Annotated in this window: 19 protein-coding genes; 1 reads left to right on the top strand and 18 read right to left on the bottom strand. The window is 51.2% G+C overall.

Annotation, left to right across the window (positions count from 1 at the left end; translation table 11 throughout):
* The 17 genes from HY879_20085 to gcvT all read right to left on the bottom strand — a co-directional run.
* Nucleotides 1-1,155 (bottom strand): hypothetical protein (locus HY879_20085; GenBank protein MBI5605638.1); only part of this gene is annotated, 1,155 nt, incomplete at its 3' end.
* Between the two features lie 348 nt (nucleotides 1,156-1,503).
* Nucleotides 1,504-2,268: an outer membrane lipoprotein-sorting protein gene (locus tag HY879_20080; protein MBI5605637.1), complete on the bottom strand. Its 765-nt coding sequence runs from the start codon at nucleotides 2,266-2,268 to the stop codon at nucleotides 1,504-1,506.
* Between the two features lie 217 nt (nucleotides 2,269-2,485).
* Nucleotides 2,486-3,724 (bottom strand): ABC transporter permease, encoded by a 1,239-nt coding sequence (locus HY879_20075; GenBank protein MBI5605636.1) that lies wholly within the window; start codon nucleotides 3,722-3,724, stop codon nucleotides 2,486-2,488.
* A complete protein-coding gene (locus HY879_20070) occupies nucleotides 3,721-4,407 on the bottom strand; it encodes an ABC transporter ATP-binding protein (protein ID MBI5605635.1) in 687 nt (228 codons plus the stop codon). The genes HY879_20075 and HY879_20070 overlap by 4 nt, the downstream gene beginning before the upstream one ends.
* Before the next feature lie 390 nt (nucleotides 4,408-4,797).
* Entirely contained in the window at nucleotides 4,798-5,112 is a 315-nt protein-coding gene (locus HY879_20065; GenBank protein ID MBI5605634.1) for a HigA family addiction module antidote protein, read from the bottom strand.
* Between the two features lie 10 nt (nucleotides 5,113-5,122).
* Nucleotides 5,123-5,320, bottom strand: a complete 198-nt coding sequence (locus HY879_20060) for a type II toxin-antitoxin system RelE/ParE family toxin (GenBank protein ID MBI5605633.1) — start codon at nucleotides 5,318-5,320, stop codon at nucleotides 5,123-5,125.
* A gap of 20 nt (nucleotides 5,321-5,340) precedes the next feature.
* Nucleotides 5,341-6,612: an ATP-binding protein gene (locus HY879_20055; protein ID MBI5605632.1), complete on the bottom strand. Its 1,272-nt coding sequence runs from the start codon at nucleotides 6,610-6,612 to the stop codon at nucleotides 5,341-5,343.
* A gap of 382 nt (nucleotides 6,613-6,994) precedes the next feature.
* The gene (locus HY879_20050; GenBank protein MBI5605631.1) at nucleotides 6,995-8,581 is read right to left on the bottom strand and encodes a phosphoglycerate dehydrogenase; all 1,587 of its coding nucleotides are present in this window, start codon (nucleotides 8,579-8,581) and stop codon (nucleotides 6,995-6,997) included.
* Nucleotides 8,582-8,697: 116 nt separating this feature from the next.
* Nucleotides 8,698-8,835, bottom strand: coding sequence for a hypothetical protein (locus tag HY879_20045; GenBank protein ID MBI5605630.1), 138 nt, complete (start codon nucleotides 8,833-8,835; stop codon nucleotides 8,698-8,700).
* A gap of 74 nt (nucleotides 8,836-8,909) precedes the next feature.
* The gene (locus HY879_20040) at nucleotides 8,910-10,160 is read right to left on the bottom strand and encodes an MFS transporter (protein MBI5605629.1); all 1,251 of its coding nucleotides are present in this window, start codon (nucleotides 10,158-10,160) and stop codon (nucleotides 8,910-8,912) included.
* A gap of 160 nt (nucleotides 10,161-10,320) precedes the next feature.
* Entirely contained in the window at nucleotides 10,321-11,928 is a 1,608-nt protein-coding gene (locus HY879_20035; protein ID MBI5605628.1) for a D-aminoacylase, read from the bottom strand.
* 154 nt (nucleotides 11,929-12,082) lie between these two features.
* Nucleotides 12,083-13,042, bottom strand: a complete 960-nt coding sequence (locus tag HY879_20030) for an MBL fold metallo-hydrolase (protein MBI5605627.1) — start codon at nucleotides 13,040-13,042, stop codon at nucleotides 12,083-12,085.
* 132 nt (nucleotides 13,043-13,174) lie between these two features.
* Nucleotides 13,175-13,837, bottom strand: a complete 663-nt coding sequence (locus HY879_20025) for a TetR/AcrR family transcriptional regulator (protein ID MBI5605626.1) — start codon at nucleotides 13,835-13,837, stop codon at nucleotides 13,175-13,177.
* A 190-nt stretch (nucleotides 13,838-14,027) separates the two neighbouring features.
* Entirely contained in the window at nucleotides 14,028-15,470 is a 1,443-nt protein-coding gene (gene gcvPB, locus HY879_20020) for an aminomethyl-transferring glycine dehydrogenase subunit GcvPB (protein MBI5605625.1), read from the bottom strand.
* 72 nt (nucleotides 15,471-15,542) lie between these two features.
* Nucleotides 15,543-16,877 carry an aminomethyl-transferring glycine dehydrogenase subunit GcvPA gene (gene gcvPA, locus HY879_20015; GenBank protein MBI5605624.1) on the bottom strand — a complete coding sequence of 445 codons (1,335 nt, stop codon included), beginning with the start codon at nucleotides 16,875-16,877 and terminating at the stop codon, nucleotides 15,543-15,545.
* Nucleotides 16,878-16,888: 11 nt separating this feature from the next.
* On the bottom strand, nucleotides 16,889-17,287 hold the full coding sequence (gene gcvH, locus HY879_20010) for a glycine cleavage system protein GcvH (protein MBI5605623.1): 399 nt from the start codon (nucleotides 17,285-17,287) through the stop codon (nucleotides 16,889-16,891).
* A 106-nt stretch (nucleotides 17,288-17,393) separates the two neighbouring features.
* Entirely contained in the window at nucleotides 17,394-18,488 is a 1,095-nt protein-coding gene (gene gcvT, locus HY879_20005; GenBank protein ID MBI5605622.1) for a glycine cleavage system aminomethyltransferase GcvT, read from the bottom strand.
* A gap of 755 nt (nucleotides 18,489-19,243) precedes the next feature.
* Here gcvT and HY879_20000 point away from each other — a divergent pair.
* Nucleotides 19,244-20,503, top strand: a complete 1,260-nt coding sequence (locus HY879_20000) for an ArgE/DapE family deacylase (GenBank protein MBI5605621.1) — start codon at nucleotides 19,244-19,246, stop codon at nucleotides 20,501-20,503.
* Nucleotides 20,504-20,618: 115 nt separating this feature from the next.
* Here HY879_20000 and HY879_19995 read toward each other — a convergent pair.
* Nucleotides 20,619-21,691 (bottom strand): HRDC domain-containing protein (locus HY879_19995; protein MBI5605620.1); only part of this gene is annotated, 1,073 nt, incomplete at its 5' end.

Genomic DNA, 21,691 nt, shown 5'->3' with positions numbered 1-21,691 from the left:
GATGTTATTCTGGGTATACTGGAGCAAACCATAGTTCTTCCGCAAAAAGCGTAACCCCGTGTTGACCGTTTGACCGAGGGTCTTTTGCCCCAGCCCTGACAAAAAGCCCCCGGAGCGGAAGGCCTCTGCGGCCCTGCGCCTCAAGGCATAAAAGCGGTCGGCCTCCTCGTCATTATATCCCGGCCCATAATAGGCATATTCCAAGGTTAAGGTCCCCTTGGTTTCAAAGGTATAAGAACCCCCGGCCAGAAGGACCGGCCTAATCGCCTGGTCCTCCTGATGGAGCTTTTGCGGGGAGGCGCCGAAAGGGGACTCATCCTTTTGAGGATATAAGGCCTTATTACCCTGGGTAAAAACCCCTTCGCCGTAAAGCAGAACGGCATCGGATACGGTCCAGCCGCCAAAAAATCCCAACGAATTCCGGGAGCCTTCGTTATGGGAGAGGATCAAGGAACCATAATTCTCCCGTCCCGTATATTCGATCTTCAAGGCATAGGCCTTTTCAAAGGGATCAGGGCCGATAGGGGTATTCCGGCCGGCCTCCGTATTGGCGATAAAAGAGAAGGTCCAGGCGCTTTCCGGTATCCAGACGATGCGTCCGAAATCCATGCCCGGCACTTCCTGGTAGGGGTTTCGACGGCCGTTGTCCTGAAAAAATGGGTTTGAAGGTGAAAATAGAAAGGAAGGTCCCCATTGCAAATTTTCACGGCCAAAGGAGAGGAATAAATTTTCCCGTGGCTTCCACCTGGCCAGCCACTCATTGATGTACGCATCATTATTCTCTTGTTTTTCACCACGGCGAAACCCTTCCTGCCAGAAATCATGGACCAGTCTCATCCTGGGTTTGGCCATGAGGTCCAATGAATCCATCTTTAAACGCAGATCCGGGCGTATTTCCAGGTTTGCCGAATAACGGGGCAGTTCCAAAAAATTGTTTCCCGGATTTTGGGTTGAATGGGCCGGTTCCTGGACAGTCCCATAGGACAAGACCCGTAAATCCCAGGAAAAGCTTTCGGCCCATATCTTCTGTAACCCATCAGGGCCTGTTGCCTTCTCTTCGCCGGCCTGACCTATTTTCGGCCAACAGAGCCAGAAGGCCAGGATTAAAACACCAAGGGCAAGAAAATGGATTTTCTTCAAGAAATAGGGTCTCATTTTATACTCTCATGCCCTCCTATGACAAGGGCTTCTCTGCGACCTCTGGGTCTCTGCGTTGAAACAGTTGTTTTCAAAAACCAAACGTGATGCGTTCGTAATAAGTCCAAAAGCGCCGATTTACGTCATTCCCGTGAAAACGGGAATCCAGTATTTTTAATTAGTTACATATAGCCTGGATTCCCCGCCTGCGCGGGAATGACGAGTTTTTACGAGACCATCAAACTTGATGCGTTTTTCCAAACTCTAAACTCCAAAACTCCGAACTCCGAACCCTAAACTCCGAACTCCAAACTTTTTTCTGTTTTTCTCGCCGAACGCCGAACGCTTAACGCCGAACGTTCTCCCTCACTTGGTCAAAAGATTCAAATTAAACACCGAATCCGGGACCTTCTTGATCGAGGCCTTACGATAAAGCATGGTGGTGACGTCTTCTTTTATGATGGCGCTGGTAATGACCATCTTGGAAATAAAAGCCCTTGGCTGGCCGTCGATGGTGAGGCTGTTTCCATATTCAAAGGTAGCGGTCTTAAACATCTTCTCCGAGACGGTGTAAAATTCGGCCTTAACCCCCACTAACCGTTCTTTGGATATCCAGTATTTGATCCGATCGTAGGTGGCTTTTTTATCCACCGCGCTCAAATCAAAAAGATGGCACCGCTCTCCACCCACAGTCTCTTCCGAAGCCTGGGCGACTTTATAATCACCGGCATAGTTGGTGGAGGCAATGTCCCCATTGGCCGCCCCGCCCATCAGTTTCTGCCGGGGAGAGATGGGGACCGCCTTGGAAAGCCCTGGTTTGGCAAACCACATGTTGCGGTCCTGCATCAAGAGCTTTTGTCCCTTAACATTGGCCGGGGCCAAAAATTCGGCCAGGGAATTAAAGCTCCTGGCCGTTACCCGGATGGTCCTTTGTTGTTCCCGGCCCCCCTCGATGGATTCAATCCGGATTTCCCATTCGATGCCTTCAGCAGTCCCCCGTGCTTCATCGGCCTTGGCCAGGATCTCCTGGGGGCTCATGGCCGCTTGAAGGGAGAAAACGGGAAAACCCAAAGAGCAAAAGAGCATAAGCACAAATACTATCCAATATCGTTTATCAACCTGAATATTCATAATCTTCTCCTCTCATAAGTAGAACGTTTTATGCGCTTTATAATTTCAAAAAATTTGGTTCGAAAATAGAATTTATTTTTTTGATTTAAATTCTCCTTCGATATTCGATATTCGTTATTCGATATTCGATATTTCCATGCTCCGTGACCCCCTACGAAGCATGAGAGTTTGACCCACCCCTTATGCCTCACCCCTCACCCCTCGTCATCCGTCATTCCTACACATGCCCCAAAGCCTCCACCACATTCTGCCTGGCTGCCCGTCTGGCCGGTATGATGGCCGCCAGCAAAGAAAGCACAATCAGACTTAACATCAACAGCCCTAAAACCTGGGGCACCAGGTCGACAACCAAAGGCACCGACGTGGAAACACCCGGCGGGGTGTAGGTCGGCGAGAAGGTGCGAATGACCGCCCAGCCGCTTATATGCAATATCACCCCGATCAGACTGCCGAAAAGTCCCAACAGGCCGCCTTCCAATGCGAAAAGCATCGATACCCCTCTGCGCTTCAGGCCCAGGGCCCGCAAAGTGCCGATCTCCCGGGTCCTCTCCAGAACCGCCATGCCCATGGTGTTGACCGTACTCATGATTACGATGACCAGGACGATGGAGAAGATGAACATGAAGATCATATCGAACATCCCCCTGACCTTGGAATAAAACAGGGACAGTTCATTCCAGGTCTTGATCTCGCAGGGAAGGCCGGCCTGGTTCAGTTTAGTGAGCAGGAGGGTTCGCATCTTCTCGGTCGGGCGAAAGCCTTCCAACAGGACCACGATCCTTTCCGCCCCCTGGGTGTCCACCAGGGATTGGGCGAACCCATAGGTAAAGCGCATATATTTGTCATTGGTGGCGTCCGATCCGGAATCATAGACCCCCGCAACCTGTATATCCATGGCATTCATCTGGCCGCCCAGAGTTGTGGCCATGACCACCCCGTCCTTGCCGGGAGTGAGGTTGAGATACTTGGCCAGGTCCTGGGTCATCTCGACACCATAAGCCTTTTTCTCCTCCAAACCCGCACCTTTGATCGGTCTGAAGGCGGCCCAGGCCCCTTTGATGGTCTTATCATCTTTGGGAACGACCCCCTGAGCGATAAAAATGGTCGAGGTGGTCCCATTGGAAACAATTCCGGTGACTTGAATCTGCGGCGTGGCCAAGACGACTTCTTTTTCGGCCTGGACCAGTTTGATGACCTTCTCGATTTCCGTCTTGGAAAACATATACCGTTCCGGATCGAGCTTGCCTTTCTCCAGCCAGCCGGCTTTGGTGATCGTCAGATGCCCCAGACCCTCACCCCGGATGGCCGAGGTTCGCAGTCCGGAATAGACATTGCTGACATAGCCCCGAAAGAGACTGATGGCCGCGAAACCCACCCCGATGGCCAGCAAAGTGACCAGTGAGCGCCGTTTATTCCTGAGGATATTGCGAACCGCCAATTTCATCCATTTCATCATGGCCGCACACCTCCTTCCACGATCCGCCCATCCTCCAACCGCACCAGACGATCGACCTGATCCAGAAGCCGCTGGTCATGGGTGGAAAAGATAAAGGTGGTCTTTTCTTTTTCATTGAGCGAACGCATGAGGCCGATAATCATACGGGCGGTTTCCGAATCCAGGTTGGCAGTCGGTTCATCGGCAATCACCAGAGAGGGATCGGTCACCAGGGCCCGGGCAATGGCCACCCGTTGCTGCTGCCCGCCGGACATTTTGAAGGGGCGATGGTGGACCAGATCGGCCAGGCCCACGGCCTTAAGCCGTGTCATGGCCCTGGCTTTGGCCTCAGCCGATGAGGCCCCCTTGATCTGCAGAGGCAGCATGACATTCTCCAGGCCGGAAAGGACCGGAACCAGGTTAAACCCCTGGAAGATAAAGCCGATGGTTTCGTTACGCAGTTCGCTTCGCTGGTTATCCGATAAGGAACGAATATCCCGGCCGGCAATGGCCAGGGATCCTTCCGTGGGTTCATCAATAGCCCCGATCAGGTTTAAAAGGGTGGTCTTGCCGGAACCGGACGGTCCCCAGATGGCCACAAATTCTCCCTGATCGATTTTGAGGTCGATCCCCTGAAGGGCCTGGACAACGGTTTCCCCCAGGAAATAATCTTTTTTTATGTTTTCCATTTCAATTAAAGCCATGATCCTCATTGCCCCTTATTTAAAGGTTTTGCTATTCCCAAAAGTCCTTAAGTGCTTTGTAAAAAAAATACGGTTTGTAATCTTTGAAAACCTCGCAAAAAGTCGCTGAAACTCGCATTGCGTCATCCCGGCCTCCGTCCCGGAGGGCTCTATGCCCCGGAGGGCGAAAGCCGGCATCCAGTAGTTTTAGCCGATTATAAATCTCCTGGATCCCGGCTTTCACCGGGGGTGACGACTTTTTACGAGTTCATCATCCTACTTCCTGATGTTTTTTAGTTCATTTTAGACGATTAAGCGGTTTATGAAAGGGTTAAGCGATGAAAAGGATTAGGAGACGACAAAAGGGTTATAATAGGAGTGATGGTTAAAAAAATTAGCTGATACGGAACCCTATTTCATTCCCGCCAACGAAGGCTGTTTTAAGATCGTGACTTCGCGTTTAATGCGTTTTGATATTTGGGCTTCGGCCGTTTCCAGATCATAACGTGCCTGTAATCGCAACCAGACAACCGCACTGGTGCCTAAATAACGGGCCAGCCTTAACGCCGTGTCGGCGGTAATCGAACGTTTTCCGCGAATGATTTGACTGATGCGCAGGGGAGAAACACCTATATCTTTAGCTACTCTATACTGGCTTAAGCCCAGCGGTTTCATAAAGTCTTCCGACAATATCTCTCCGGGATGAACAGGGGAAAGTGTTTTCATGCTTTTCCTTTCATTTATGATAATCTGCAATCTCAACCTTTGTGGCTTTTCCATCTATCCACCGAAAGCAGATCCTCCACTGATCGTTGATGCGAATACTATATTGCCCAAGGCGGTTTCCACGAAGCGACTCGAGTCTATTTCCAGGAGGGGCCGACAGATCTCTCAAGTCCTCTGCCTCAGGCTCCTCTTGCCCCCCTTCTTTTATTCATTCCACTGCAAATTCAATCAACCGGCGTGGTCCGAATCAATGCCATGATCAGGGAGTCTCCATAATGCATCCACCGGCAAGGCTTGTAATCTGTGGCCGAAGGGAATGGACTCTTGGCCAGTATATAGTATCAGGCCCCGATAAAATTTTTCCCCAACTTGTTCGGAAAGATATTGAATTGAATTAAAATCTCTGGCACTGACGGTGGTACTGGCCTTAACCTCAATGGCTACTATCCGGCCCTGGGCGTCCTCCAAAATGATATCTACCTCCTGACCTGTTTGGGTTCGGAAATAATATAATTGAGGCCGTTCCTGACTCCAGGAAATTTGTTTACGGAGCTCCATAATCACAAAATTTTCAAGAAGGGTGCCTGAATAGGAGTCTTCAGCAACCCCCTGATCCGCCCTTAATCCTAAAAGATGGGCCATCAATCCCGTATCCGTTAAGAAGATTTTGGGCGCTTTGACCAGCCTTTTGCTTAAATTCCCAGACCAGGGTGAAAGGGTTTGGATTAAAAAAGTGGCCTCTAAAAGACTCATATAGCGTTTAAGAGTCGTTTGGGGAATGGCGGTGCTACGGGAAAGTTCGGAAAAATTTAGCAAAGAAGTACTTCGAACCGCCAGCAGAGAAAGCAATCTGGGCAGCACCGTAAGCCCTTCAATCTGGGCCAAATCGCGCACCTCCCGTTGGAGGATTGTGGAAATATAAGAACGGAACCAGGCCCTGCGACGGGATTCCAGCGGTCGACTAAGAATTTCCGGAAAACCCCCAAGCAAAATTTTTTTAGCCAGAAGATCTCTGCGGCTGGTTGGTTTCCCGGTTAAGGCCGGCAGGCTTTCTTTGAAAACACCGTCGACAAATCCTTCCGAAAGACCTTCTTTTTCACCTTGGGAAAAAGGCCAGAGGGTAAGGATTTCCATCCTGCCGACAAGGGATTCGGAAAGAGAGGGCAGTAGCAGGACATTGGCTGAACCGGTGAGCAGAAATCGCCCGGGTTGACGATGGCGATCCACTTCGGCCTTAATAGCCAAGAAAAGATCCGGCACCCTTTGAATTTCATCTAAAACGACGGGGCCGTCCAGGTTGGAGAGGAACCCGGCTGGATCGTGACGGGCGGCAGATAAAACAACGGCATCATCGAAGGTAAGATAACGGGCAGGATGCCCTTCAGAATTCAACCAGCGGACCAAGGTACTTTTCCCTGTTTGCCGAGCGCCCGTCAGCATAACCACGGGGGTATCTGTTAAGGCTTCCAGGAGAAAGGGGGTAATATTTCTCTTAAGCATGGTTGTATTTTAACCGGTCAATGGTTGAATATCAACCATAAATTGCTCCAGTGATCGCTTGTTTTTAACAGCCCGGGGGCCGGAAGAGTCCCCGCCCTTTCCATTTCATTCACCCACCTTACCCTCCCCACACCGGGGTTTAGGCGACTACCCTCTTGGCTGGAATTCCTCCGGGTATTATTCGGCCGGACGCCCCTCCCCGGTCGTAGGTCCTTCCAGGCCGGAATCCTTCACGTGGGGAAGGGAATGAGTGTTTATCTGGGGATCATGAAAAAGACCCATAGACATCCGACCTAAAACTGGTGAGTTCCGTTTCACTCCTCCCACCCAACCTGGTCCAAAGATCGACCCATTTTCCCTTGACCCCTTGAATCCTGAATTTTTATAATCTCACCTGTTGCACAGAAAGAATATTCGGGTGTTGGCGAAGCTTCTCCAGGGCGGAGGCGGGAGCCTCTTCGTCTATCCGGATGATGGACATGGCCCGATCCTTTACCGGGGTCCGGCTCAGGTGCATGTCGGCAATGTTGACCTGAAAATCACCCAGGGTAGACCCGATCAATCCGATGACTCCGGGCTTATCCAGATTTTGGATGATCAGATTAATGCCTTCCAGCTCGGCCTCCAGACGATACGTATTGAGAAGGATAAGGCGGGGGCCTTCTCCGGGGAAAACCGTACCCCGGGCCGATGAGACTTGGCCCTTTCCCGTGGCCCGGACCATGATCATGCCCGAATAGCCGCCCGTATCGGAGGTGGAAGACGTGATCAGTTCGATTTGCCGGCGTTGGAGCAAAATCGGGGCATTGACCGGGGTGACTTTTTCCGCCAACACCGGCTCCAGAAATCCCTTGATAACCGTCTGAGTAATGGGTTCCAAGGGCAGCCCCTCCAGATCCGGGCCGCTGGTTTCAACTTCCAACCTTTCCACAAAAGTGCTCAACTGCCCTTGGAGAGACCCTAATTTTTCTGCGAGGATCAGATAGGGACGCAACGGGTAAAAGGCCTTGGCGCCGATGTTGGGAAAGTTTACGGCATTTCGAATAACCCCCCGCAGGAGATAGTCGATCAATTGGGTGGCAATAGCCCGGGCCACATTGGTCTGGGCCTGTATACTGGAAGCCCCCAGGTGGGGGGTGGCAATCACGTTTGAAAGCGCCACCAGGGGATGGTTGACCGGAGGTTCGGAAGAGAAGACATCCAGGGCTGCGCCGGCGATATGCCCCTCCTGGAGTGCTTCGTAAAGGGCCTCTTCATCGATCAAACCGCCCCGGGCGCAATTGATGATCCGGGCGCCAGGCTTCATTCTGGCGATGGCCGACCGGTTGATGATCCGGTCCGTCTCCTTGGTCAGGGGGGTGTGGAGGGTGATAAAATCACTCCGGGCCAGGAGATCGTCCAAGGCAACCCAGGTTACCCCCATTTTAGTTGCGGCTTCGGGAGTGATATAGGGGTCAAAGCCGATTACTTCCATACCCATCCCCATGGCCCGATCGGCCACAATAGAACCTATTCTTCCCAGACCGATTACGCCCAGGGTCTGCTCACAAATCTCGGTCCCGAGAAACCGTTTTTTCTCCCACCGGCCTTCGCGCACGGATTGGGCCGCCTGGGGCAGGTGCCGGGCCAGGGCCAGCATCAGGGCCAGGGTATGTTCGGCCGCGGCCATGGCATTGGCCCCCGGAGTATTCATGACCAGGATTCCCTTGTCGCTGGCCGAGGGAAGATCGACATTGTCCACCCCGGTTCCGGCCCGGCCGATCACCTTCAGCCTGTCGGCCCTTTGGAGCATCTTTTCTGTGACCCTGGTGCGACTCCGAATAATCATAGCGTCGTACTGCGGCAATCGATCGGCGATCTGCTCCAGGCTCAATTGCTCAGGGGTATCGACCTCCAGGCCTTCCGTTGATCGAAGCAAATCCAGCCCGCTTTCATCGAGCCCGTCACAAATCAGAATTTTCATGGTCATTTTTTAATATCCTTTCCATCTGGGAAAAAATTTAAAGGACATCATATCAGAAAAAGAGAGTAATTATCAATACTGCATTCCAGTCCCGCCATCCGGAGCCGAAATAGAGCGCCTTTTTAAGTAATATAGCCAAACCCGTATTTGCAACAAATATAGATCTTATTGAACAGCTCCTTGAGGGACATTTCCGGATACTCGAAGGCGTAGGGAACCCCCTGATCATAAAAACGATACCAACTTTTTTCCATAGCCATAAAACCTCCTTTTTTACTTAGCCGTCAACACTGATAACTTAAAGAATTTCTTTCTAAATTTCCTCTTTCTGATCTTAGGGGTTCTTGGTTTTGAGCTTTCCACCTGTGTTAACTGCGAGCATGGCCGGCACGGTAGCGACCAGCGCAAATATAATCGTACCCAATGCATAATTGTAGTTGCCACCGGAGGCTTGAATAAAATAGCCAATTGCAATAGGAGCCAAAAAGCCGCCTACCATTCCAAAGAAGCTGATGATAGAGGAAGCCAACCCCATGACCTCTTTGGGAATGGTGTTCATCGGAACGGCCCAGAAGGCTGCCATGCCCGTGGCCAGGAAGAAACCGCTGGCCGTTAAAAAGATGACACAGACGTTGGCGGTTTCAGCACCGGTTGCAACATAGCAGAATACGGCGGATAGGAGCATGCTGGTGCAGAAGTATGTTTTTCTTTTCCCCGGGAAGAATTTATCGGAAATAAACCCTCCAACAGCCATCCCTGCCGCAGCAGCCAGAAAAGGCAGGGCGGTTGCAATACCCATCCCCATTGTGGTAAATCCTCGCTGCTTGATCAAATAACTGGGAAGCCAGGCGATGTATCCCCAGTTGGCAATGAGGAAAAAGAAAAAAACCACGGATAATTGCCAGACGATAGGGACTCTCATGATACTGGCATAAGAGGCCTTTGGTTGATTACCCTTATCCCCTGAGGCGCCGTCTTCAAAATCTTTCAACTCTTCTTCAGATACATACCTGCTCTTTTCCGGCGTATCCGCCACATAAAACCACAAGGCCAGGGCAATCAGAATTCCGGGTACGGCCAGGATGAAATAAAGGGTACGCCAACCGTATAGCACGATAAGGCTGGCGCCGACAACAGAGGCAATGGCAATACCGAACGGTTGAGAAGAATAGGCAATACCATTGGCCGTTGCTCTTTCTTTCATGGGGAACCAGGTGGCAATGATTTTATAATAAGGTCCCGGAAACAGGCCTTCACCTACCCCGAACAACACCCGGATGACCAATAACATCGTCAGCGATGATGCAATCCCTGTCAGTCCTGTAAAGAGCGACCACAGTATCAAAGCAATAACAATGACTTTAGAGGCGCCGAATTTGTCTGCCAAAACGCCGCCGGGGATCTGCAAAAGGGCATACCCCAGCAGAAATGCACTCATGACAACCCCCATTGATACGGGTGACAACCCAAAGTCCTTTGCAATAAAGGGGATGGATACAGACATGATCATCCGGTCAAGATAGCAGATCATCCAGGCGATAAACATCAGGATCAATACAGTTTTTCGATACTTCCAATTAGCCATGATCAATTCCTCCTTTTAGTAACTAAAGAATATAATTCTACGCAAAATGGATAGAATTTCTTAAAGAACACACCTTGGACCCGGACCAATTGAGGTTTTTTTAACATGTTTTGTATATCCAAAATCTTGGTTCAGGCTGGTCCGGGTTGGGGTGGTTTGGTTAGATTCTTAACAATCGTCCGGCATAATTTCCAATAAAACTGTTCTCACTGATTACTATCTGGCCATTGACCACGACCAATTTGATGCCCTGATTCTGAGCAAAGCAGTTTGAAAAATCAGCGCGATCTCTGATTTTATCGGCATCGAACAAAATCAGATCGGCATCCCAGCCTTCTCTGATGAGACCTTTTGTTTTGAGACCGAATTTCTTGGCCGGGAGGGAGGTCATCCTGCTCACCGCTTCCTCCAGGTGCAGCACCCCTTTTTCCCTGACATACTGACCCAATACCCTGGGGAAGGACCCCATAATCCGGGGGTGTGTGGTAGCCCCCTCGGGAACAGGAACACCATCCGTGCCGAACATGGTATACGGAGACTTCATAATATTCTGCAGGTCTTCTTCCCCGATCATAAACCAGGCCGCGACCCCTTGCCCTTCATTCTTAACCATGATGTCGAATAGGGCTTCGATTGGCTTGATACCCTTATCTTTTGCGTACTGTAGGATTGTTTTTCCTACGGCATCCGGTGTTGCAGTCGCACTCATGATAATAATCCCCTCATAGCCACAGTTGAGGAGGTAGCTGTCCCAGCCGTCCTTCGGATTCAGCATCTCTTCTTCAATGGTTGGCCAGTTTTTTTTATCTGAAAGAATCTCTATCATCTTCGCTGTTCCTTCCTCTGAGTAACGGGGAGGAATCACAAAATTTAAGGGGGTTGATCCTGCGGTATACGGATACATGTCTACGGAGATGTTGACGCCCTCCTGGATAGCCTTTTCTATCAACTCCAGGGCCTTGGAAGATAATCCCCAATTGGGTTTGCCATTGATCTTGAAATGGGAAATTTGAACCGGAATATCGGCTTGTCTTGCTAACTCTATGGATTCTTTGAGTGAATCCATAACATATTGGGCCTCATTTCTCATATGCGTTGTGTATACGCCGCCATACTCCCGAACGACCCTACATAGGGCCACTAATTCATATTGCGGTGTAAAGATTCCAGGAGGAAAAATCAGGCCGGTGGATAATCCGAGGGCCCCACAACTCATGGCATCTCTAACCAACCCTTTCATGTGGTCAAGTTCTGCACTGGTTGCCGGCCTGTTTTCAAAACCCATGACAGCGGTTCTGACTGCGCCCTGCCCCACAAGATAGGCTACATTGATGGCTAGGCTCAGCTTCTCGACATCTTTGAAATACTTATCATAGGAAGTATATTCTTCTATGTTGTCAGGCATTTTACTTCCCGTGGCGCGTTCAAGGAAAGTTTTCCAGAGCGTTCGGTGGGGGGGATGGATTGACACAGGGGCCATGGAGATGCCACAATTGCCTGAAATCTCTGTCGTGACACCCTGGGAAAGCTTGCAGAAGTTAACGGGATCATAAAAAATGACGTTATCATAGTGGGCGTGTACATCAATGAAGCCCGGAGCAAGATATAGGCCCTCTCCGGAAATTCTGGTCTTTGCTTCAAGCTTTTCCGAGCAGCCCACATAGGTTATCTGGTCTCCCTTTACGCCCACATCACCTTTAAAGGCCCCTTGCCCGCTTCCATCAATCACTCTGGTGTTTTCAAGGAGAATGTCTAAACTTGCATCCATTTTTTCTTCCTTTCTTTTTTCCGGTCAGCAATGAGGATTTTCCTGGATGCCCCTTCGAAGGGGACAGGGATGGTCTGCACTTTTTCTACCTGCCTATTACCCCGCTTACCGCTTGCCATTAAGGCTTTTTCTTTTTTGCAAGGCATCTGTCTTTTCAGAGGAGGAAGGTTGTGCCAACACTGGTCAGTAAAAACTGATCCGGCATCTCCTGGGCAAACCTGTTGACTGCCTTCCACCCGGTGCAGTGCATGGGTGCCACGTAGTCGGGGCCGATGGCTTTCATCGCCCTGATCGTGGGGTCGATGAGCCTTTCATTTTCCCCTGAAAGGTGAAATCCGCCCAGGACCGCATGGACCTTGTCTAGGCCTGAGACCTTTTGGAAATATTTAACCGTGTTGATGATCCCGGCATGAGAGCACCCCCCGATCACTACCAGGCCGCGGCCCTTTAAGTTTACAGCCATAGCCTGATCGTCGTAAAAAGGGTCCGGAATCCACTCATTACCGATCTTGGCTTCCATGCCCGGCATGCCCTTTTCAAAGTCCGTCTGCCGCTCCACTTCCCCCGAAAGCAAAATAAGGCCGGAGGCGATAGTCGAGGTGGTTTCTATCTTTTGCAAGTTTGCGCCCGTTCTTGTCAGGGCCATTTCATCCATCCCGGGCAGATCAATCCGGAGCTGTGGGTTCATCTGAAAACGGCGGGAGACAAAGGCGCCCGTGTGCAAGAACAACGGCAGCCCCTTCCTGGCCTGTCCAAGGAACCCCAGCAGGCCGCCGAAGTGGTCAAAGTGCCCGTGACTCAGGACAACGGCCTCGATGCTTTTAAAATCTGCTCCCACTTCCCCCAGCATCACAGCCCTGCTCAAAGCAAAGGTCTGGGCGTTGTGAAGCAGGCATGTTCCCGAAATACCCGTATCAAACAACAACGTGTGGGCCTCCGAACCGCCATGCACTTTTATGAGATAGGACAATCCCGGCTCCGACAAGGGCCCGCCTGGCGGCATCACCCGCAGTCGTTTGACCACATCTGAATCCGGGAGGAATAAGTCGGAGTAGTTGTCAACCAGTACGACGATTTCGATCTTGTCCGCTTCTCTTACCCTTATCCTGTCCATATCGCCTCCTTATCTTTGTTTACAGGGTTTTTGTTTATCATCGTTAATTTAACAGTGTTAATGTTAATGGCAAAACAATACCTTCCTCCTCTCAATATTTTTTTTTGTCGTGCGAAGCAGGTCTTCAGCCGCTTATAAAATTAATTTCAGTCTCTTTTTTCCAAGTAATTCCCGAATCAAGGCTTCGATACGGGAGTCGATGAACTCTTTTGGATTATCGACAACCTGCTGGATTTGATTGCTGTTATACAGGCTGACCAGGCCATGCATATCTGACCATAACTGAGTGGTTTTATAAAGGGTGAAATTCTCCGGAAGTTTATCCTTTGATAGGAAAACCTTTTCTACGATTTGAAGAAAGTGATTAAGGCATCTCCTGCCGGACACCCGTAGTCTTGTCATGGCGATTTCTTCAAATTCCGTACCGATGTAGTCGGTTACTTTTGGCGTGCGGAGGTTAAATATGATGTCATAATATTCGGAATAGGCGGTTCCGAATTCAAAGTAGGCCCTGAGGAGTCCTCGCAGATTATCGACGAGAGATTTTTTTTCATCATTGGACTTTGAAAGCATGGTATCCATGATTTCAAAACCCTTTATCCTTATCCACAGGTTAATTTCTTCTTTGCTGGCAAAATAGTTATAGATATTAGCGGCGGTGATGCCCAATCGTGAGGCAATTTTTCTCATGCTGAGCTTATTATATCCCTCATCGACGATCAACTGGAGGGCCTTGGTGAGTATTGCCTGTTTAACTAAGTCAACTTCTTCCGCTGTTCTTGGTGCCTTTGGCATGGTAACCCGATGACGTAGAAATTATTAGATAACTAAAATGAACATAGTTAATTTAACAAAGTTCAATATTTATTGAACATGTATCCTCAAAAAATTTATTTGTCAAGAACTATTTTACCCGATCTCTTTCACGGTAGTCGCCATATAAATCACAATGCCAGTATTTTATTGGATCATTTCGTTGGTCATCTTAACAATCCCTCCTGCAGACATCGGGTTCACGGGCCGCCTTGACATCATCGAGGCGCTTGACAGGTGTCGTCAGGGGCGCGGACTTGACCAGTTCGGGAGTCTCCCGGGCCTCTTCGGCAATCCGGATCATGGCGTCACAGAATCCATCCAGCGTCTCCAGGCTCTCCGTTTCCGTCGGTTCGATCATGATCGCCTCCGGTGTTATTAGAGGAAAGTAGATTGTCGGCGGGTGATAACCGTAATCGAGGAGCCGTTTGGCAATATCTGCGGTGTGGACGCCCTTTTCCTTCACCTGACGTCTGCCTGTAAATACACATTCGTGCATGCAGATCCGGTCATAGGCCAGATCATAATAAGGCTTGAGACGTTCCTTGAGATAGTTGGCATTGAGGACAGCGATCTCGCTGACCCGCCGGAGGCCTTCCGGCCCCAGGGTGCGGAGATAGGTGTAAGCCTTAACAAGCACGTTGAAATTCCCGTAAAAGGCCTTCACCCGGCAGATGCTCTCGGGATAGTCGTACCTGAAGCCATAACCACCATTTGTCTTAACCACACGGGGAACAGGCAGATAATCGACAAGGTCTCTTCCGACGCCGATGGGGCCGCTGCCGGGGCCACCGCAGCCGTGAGGTGTCGAGAATGTCTTGTGAAGGTTGATGTGGATGACGTCGAAACCGAGATCGCCCGGGCGGGTCTTCCCCAGGAAGGCGTTGGCGTTGGCCCCGTCGCCGTAAAGAAGGCCTCCTTTCCCGTGAACAATGGCCTGGACCCGCTCGATATTCCGTTCAAAGAGCCCGAGGGTGTTGGGGTTCGTGAGCATCAACCCGGCCACATCCCCCGTCATGAGTTTCTCAAGGTGGGATAGGTCGATAGAGCCTTCATCATTAGTGCGGAGGGTAACGGTCCGGTAGCCGCAAAGGGCGCACGAGGCCGGATTCGTCCCGTGGGCGGCATCGGGAATCAGGATACGATCGCGCCTTTCTCCCCGTTTTTCAAAGTATTTCTTGAGGATCATGATCCCTGACAATTCGCCATGGGCGCCGGCAGCGGGCTGGAGAGAAAAATCGGCCATACCGAAAATCTCCGAGAGATAGTGTTGCAGTTCGTACATGATCTGCAGGTTGCCCTGGGAAAAACCCGCCGGTGCATAGGGATGAAGAGCTGTAAAGCCGGGAAGACTGGCCATATCTTCGTTGATCTTGGGATTGTATTTCATGGTGCAGGAACCGAGGGGGTAGAATCCCATATCTACCCCAAAATTCCGCCGGGAAAGCGTGGTGTAATGGCGCACCAGATCCACTTCCGCCAATTCGGGCAGGTCGAGGTTCTGACGAAGAAGGTCCTCTTGAATCAAGGACTCTATCGGCATTTCCGGAACATCGCATGGGGGCACACTATCTGTCTTGCGTCCCGGTCGGCTCTTTTCAAATATCAGTTCCATCCGTAAATCTCCTTACTCAAGAAAATTGCGTCATCCTGCCGGTTTGCTCCCGAACGGGTTTCCCCAAAACCCCTAGGTTATGATCCCGATCAGCTTATCGATCTGTCTTTTTGAAAGCATTTCCGTGGCGCACAGCAGAAGGGTTTTTTTCAGTTCCGGATAATCGTTACCGGCAATATAGCCGCCAATGATACCCGAATCCTGGAGCTTCTGGTTGATCCTCTGGGGATCGGGGCAAACCATAAGAAACTCGTTATATACAGGTCCGGGAAAGACAGGCGCCCAACCTCTCAGTTCCGATAGCCGGGTTTTTAAATAATGGGCCTTCTGGAGATTGATCTCGGCAAGCCGCCTGAGGTTTTTTCCCAGACAGGCCAGATAGACGGCCGCGGCCAGGGCGCAGAGGGCCTCATTGGAGCAGATATTGGACGTCGCCTTCTCTCGCCGGATGTGCTGTTCCCGGGTCTGCAAGGTCAACACGAATCCCCGCCGGCCGTCCTTATCGGTCGTGGTGCCTGCCAGGCGGCCGGGTATTTTGCGAAGAAAAGTGTCCCTGGCGGCAAAGATGCCCAGATAAGGGCCGCCAAAGTTGAGGGGGTTCCCAAGTGCCTGGCCCTCGCCAACGACTAAGTCCGCTCCCATTTCACCGGGCGGCCATAAGATGCCCAGAGAAGTGGCTTCCGTAAAACCGGAAACCAGAAGCGCCCCCTGCTCATGGACCAGGGGAGCAATAGTGCGGAGATCTTCAATCACGCCGAAAAAATTAGGGGATTGCAAGACGACGGCAGCCGTTTCCCTGTCGATCATCTGTTGCAGGGTACCGCCATCTGCCTGACCGGATAGTCCAAAAGGAGCCTCCAGTACCTCGTATCCGTTGGCCCGGGCATAGGTCCTGACGACCTGCCGGTACTCCGGGTGGATGGATCGCATCATAATGATTTTCCGTCGATTTAAGGTCTTGGTGGCCAGTATGACCGCCTCAGCCATGGCGGAGGCGCCATCATACATGGATGCGTTGGCCACATCCAGGCCTGTGAGCCTCGCTATCATGGTCTGATATTCATAGATAGCCTGAAGAATCCCCTGGCTGATCTCCGCCTGGTAGGGGGTATAGGCCGTGTAAAATTCGGAACGGGACAGGATATGCCCGACAACGGACGGGATATAATGATGATAGGCGCCGGCTCCCATTAGACAGATCTCCGGAACGACATTCCGGTTGCCGAGTTCGTGCATCAGGCCGAACACCTCCTGTTCCGACCGGGGGGCGGGAAGATTCAGCAGACGCGTCAGCCGAAGCTCCGATGGGATATCGGCAAAAAGGTCATTGAGAGATGAAACACCCACGGCCTTCAGCATTTTTTTTTCATCATCCGGGGTGTGGGGGATATAATGTGCGTAATCCATCGCCTGCCCCCTTATTGTCTGTCGGCGACAATCATCGATTCATATTCGTCGGCGTTCATGAGGGCGCTGCCTGCTGCTGCGTCGTCCATGTTCAACTTTACGATCCAGCCCTCTCCAAAGGCATCTGCGTTGATCAGATTCGGGCTGGCTTCCAGCTTCCTGTTGACATCGATCACCTCGCCGCTGATCGGGGAAAAGATGTCCGAAACGGATTTTACGGATTCAACGGCGGCTATCGCATCCCCGGAGGTTACCTTTTTCCCTATCTCAGGTAATTCCACATAGACGATGTCCGTGAGCAATTCCTGGGCATGGTCTGTAATGCCTAAGGTTGCTATGCCATCTCCATGGTCGAGAATCCACTCATGATCTTTTGAATATTTCCGGTCTGTCGGATTCACTTTTGACATACTATTTCTCCTTATGTGTGATTTTTACGGCGATGCTTGCAACCTGCTGCCGCTTTTTATCCCCCTTAGGCGTCAGGACCCCGGTGATGCGCCGGGGCGACCGGCCTCATCTCTTTCTCTTGTAGAAAGGGAGGGAAACAATCCGGGCCTTGGCCCGATTGTTCCGGATCTCAATCTCGATGACCGTCCCCGGCTCTTGACAGACCGGAGGAACAAAAGCCAGTCCGATAGCCTTACCCAAAGTCGGGGAAAAAGTCCCCGAGGTCACATAGCCCACCTTTTGGCCTTCCATAAAAACCTTGTAACCATGCCGGGCAATGCCGCGGTCCGTCATGGTAAAGCCGACCAGTTTCCGATTAAACCCCTCTCTTTTCAACTGCTCCAGAGCGGCTTTCCCAATAAAACCCTTCTCCATATTGGTAATCCATCCGTAAACGACTTCGTATGGCGTGACCGTCTCATCCATTTCGGCGCCATTGAGCATCAGGCCCGCTTCCAGGCGCAGGGTATCTCTCGCCCCCAGACCGACCGGCCGCAACCCGTAGCTGCCCCCGACATCCAGTAAATCATCCCAGAGGTTACCGATCTTTTCAGCGGCGGCGTAGATTTCAAATCCATCCTCGCCGGTATACCCGCTGCGGGAGATCATAGCAGGTATAGAGGACACGCTGGTGTGCAGGGCATGATAATATTTTAATTCGTTCAGTGGCTCCGGCACAACTTTCTGCAGAATGGCCTCAGAGACGGGGCCCTGGAGATCGAGTTTGCCTGTCCTATCCGATATATCCATGATGCTGACCTCATCGAATCCTTTTTCCTGTTTAATTTTTTGCAGCCACTGATAATCCCTGTCTTTTGTGGCGGCATTGGTGACCAGAAGATAAGCATCCTCTTTCAGGGGATATACAGTCACATCATCCATAATGCCTCCCTGCGCATTCAGCAGAAGGCCGAGTTTCATCTGGCCCGGATATTGGTTTTGAAGATTCCGACTCAGAGCGAGCTGCAGAAGATCAAAGGCCTGACGGCCCTTGATCTCGATCTCCCCCATATGGCAGATATCAAACAGACCGGCACGATGGCGCGTTGCATTGTGCTCTTCGATGACCTTGGTATACTGCACCGGCATGGCCCAGTCGCCAAAATCAACAATAGTCCCCCCTAACAGCGCGTGACGTTCATATAAAGCAGTTTTTTTCATAGAAGTTCCCTTAATCTTTAATGCCCAGGTTGAAAATGATGGAACCCGGTAAGGACATCAAATATTTCGACGTAATCTTTTGTTAGTTTTATGAACTATGTTAATTTAACACTGTTCAATTATTTAAGTTGACTTTTATTACACCAAACAATAAAAGTCAAGTATTTTTTAAAATGAACTACCCGTGGGAAACATAAACCTCTGGTCGGCTTTTACTCCGATGCCCCTGATCTATCTTAACCGAAGTAAATATAGTCTTTTTGAGTGGCGATATCAAAAAAGTCGTAACACTTTAGGGATTTGAAAAGAACGCGTTGTTCACCGCAAAGCCGCGAAGTACGCAGAGAGAATCATTATTGTACAATCCCGTGAGAGGCGGGATTGTACAAAACAACTCTGGACTCCGTCCCGGAGGGCTTCCGGCCCGGAGGGGCCTACACCCCGGAGGGTTGCGGAAGCTTTCCTTTCTGTCCTCTCAACAGAAAGGAAAAATTATTTCCCCTTTGCGTTCTTGGCGTCTCTGCGGTGAAAAATAGTTTTTCAAAAAGCTAAACTGATACAAAAAGTCTTTATGTCAAATAAGAATCGGGGCTTGCTTTTTTCAGGACATTAGGCGATAGCTTCATAATTCCGACCCTTGTCGGCCGGGTGGACCGATCAATTGTTGACTTTTAGCAGGAAACAAGTAAAAAAGAGACCAGGTAGTGTTAAAAGATGAGTTCAAAGGTTTGAAAACAAAACCGGAGGCATTTACTATGGATCATAAAGAGGCCTTTTTACGGGTTGAACAGGAAAAAAATTACCTTATCGACATCCTCAAGGCCATGATTGCCGTGAACACCTGCATCCCGCCGGGAGAAAATTATGGGAAGTTGGTGGACATCCTTGAACCGGAGCTTCGATCCTTTGGCTTCGAAACCCGCCGGGTGTCGGTGCCTGAGGAAAAGTACCGCCAAATCCCCGAATCCCTTTCCGGGGAGAGGGTCAACCTGGTGGGCGTCCAGAAGAGCAACCACCCGCGGAGTTCCTTTTACGGCCACCTGGACGTCGTTCCCGTGGACGACCGCTGGACGGTCGATCCTTTTGCCGGAACGGTCAAGGAAGGAAAGCTCTACGGTCGCGGGGCGGTGGATATGAAAGGGTCCATAGCCGCCTTTCTCGGGGCGGCCCGGGTGATTCGGGCGATGGGACTTGAACCCCGCTTCCAAATGGAATGCTGTTTTTGCACCGATGAAGAGGTGGGGGTCTATCCGGGGGCCCGCTATCTGGCCGAAGAGGGCTATTTTTCGAACCACCTGGTCTGGGGGGAATTGGCGGCCGTCGCACCGGCCACGCTGATCGGCGTTAACGGGGCGGCCCGGGTTGATATCCTGGCCCTTGGCAGGACCTGTCACTCGGGGATGAACTGGATGGGAGTCAACGCGGTTGAGGAGATGGTCCCGGTGATGCAAGCCCTCATAGATGTTAAAAAACAGGTGGAAAAGAAAACCTCCCGCATCCCGGCCCTTCCTATACCCGGCGCCCCTTCGGATAAGATGACCCCCATGTTCAATCTCACGATCCTTCGCGGTGGGTTTAAGGATAATGTCGTTCCCGGGGAGTGCCGTCTGACTGTCAACCGCCGTTATATCCCGGAGGAGAAGTACGAAGAAGTGATAGCGGAAATTGAGACTGCCGTAAAAAAGGGGAAGGCAAAATCAAAACTGCTGGACCTTAAGGTAGACTATTATAATTTGTATTCCCCGGTGGTGATCGATCCTGACAGCGAGGCGGTCAAGAAGATGCAGGCCGCCGCTGCCGCTGTGTGGGGATATCAGCATTTCCTTCGAGGAGGGATCACCGCTTCATCAGATTTAGGAATAGTCCTGGAGACCCTCCGGGCCGAACAGCCACAGGTGGCCTGTTGCGGTCTGCTTCGTCCGGGCATAACCGCAGCCCATGGGGCCGATGAATTCGTCCTGCTGGAAGACCTCATTGCCCTGACCAAACAATTGGTTCATTATTATGTATTCTGATATGATTGGTGCCAGTTCTTCGCCACCATGAGCTTAGCCGCGGGGCACTGCGGCGATGACTTAAAAGGATTAGGTCCTATCCGGAAAAAGCAATGTTCCGGATGGAGCGGTCCTACTATCTTTGCCTTCTCGACTTGACCCAGGCGCGGACCAATCGGGCCTCGTCATAAGTGACGGGAATGGAAGCTTGTTCGACGATCTCTCTTAGCAGAGTGAGGTCGGATCGTTTGAGCAGATCTTCCACCTCTTTTCGCGCCTCCGGCCGGACAAACCGGTCGAAGGGGATTTCTCTTCCGGCCAGGATCAGTTGTTCCAGATGCAGGGCAATAGTGCGCTCGGTCAGATTCCTCCTGAAGGCGATCTGCTCGATGGAAAGGTTCTGCTCCACCAGTCCAAAGGTCTCTTCGATGGTGGAACTCCTTTGCGGCCCGACCCGACCCGAAAGAGGCAGAGGATCCACTTCCGGGGCCGGGTCATCAGGACCGGTATTCGCCACCCCGTAAGCCTTGATCTCGTCGATAAAGGTCTGGCCGTAAAGCACCCATTTGGTCTCACCCACGCCGTGAATCTGCAAAAAGCCGTTTTTTGTGCCGGGCAGAAGATCGGCCATCTCCCGGAGAGAGCGATCGGAGAAGATCACATAGGGGGGAACTTTTTTCTCTGCAGCCAGACGAAGCCGGAGGGCGCGCAAACGTTCGAAAAGCCCTTGCCTGAATTCGTCGGCCTTGACTGCCAGGACCTTCCCTTCGGGCGCCTTTCGTTCTCTCATGATGGTTACGGTTCGCCGGCCTTCCAGCACCGCCTGCCCTTCCGGCGTGAGCTGGAGGATCGGATACTCCCCTTCCGCCTGGGTAAGAAAATTTAAGGACAGGAGATTGTCAATGACCTTTCTCCAATGACTCTTATCCTCCTGCTTTCCAGCCCCGTAAATCGAAAGCCGGTTGTGCTTATACAGACGAACCTTTTGCGTGTTGGCCCCTTTGACAATGTCGGTAAGGTGAACAGCGCCGAAACGTTCCCCGGTCTGCTCGATGGCGGTAAGGATGGCCAGGGCCTCTTGGGTAAGGTCAACAGCTTCCCGCTCCCCGCAGCAGACATCGCAGGCGCCGCACGACTTCTTTTCGTAGACTTCGCCGAAATAGGCCAGGATCCTCCGCCGGCGGCAGGTCTGGTTGTCAGAGGCATAGT

The organism is Deltaproteobacteria bacterium (genome assembly GCA_016219225.1).
GTDB lineage: Bacteria > Desulfobacterota > RBG-13-43-22 > RBG-13-43-22 > RBG-13-43-22 > RBG-13-43-22.
This window is presented reverse-complemented; position numbering and strand designations above follow the sequence as displayed.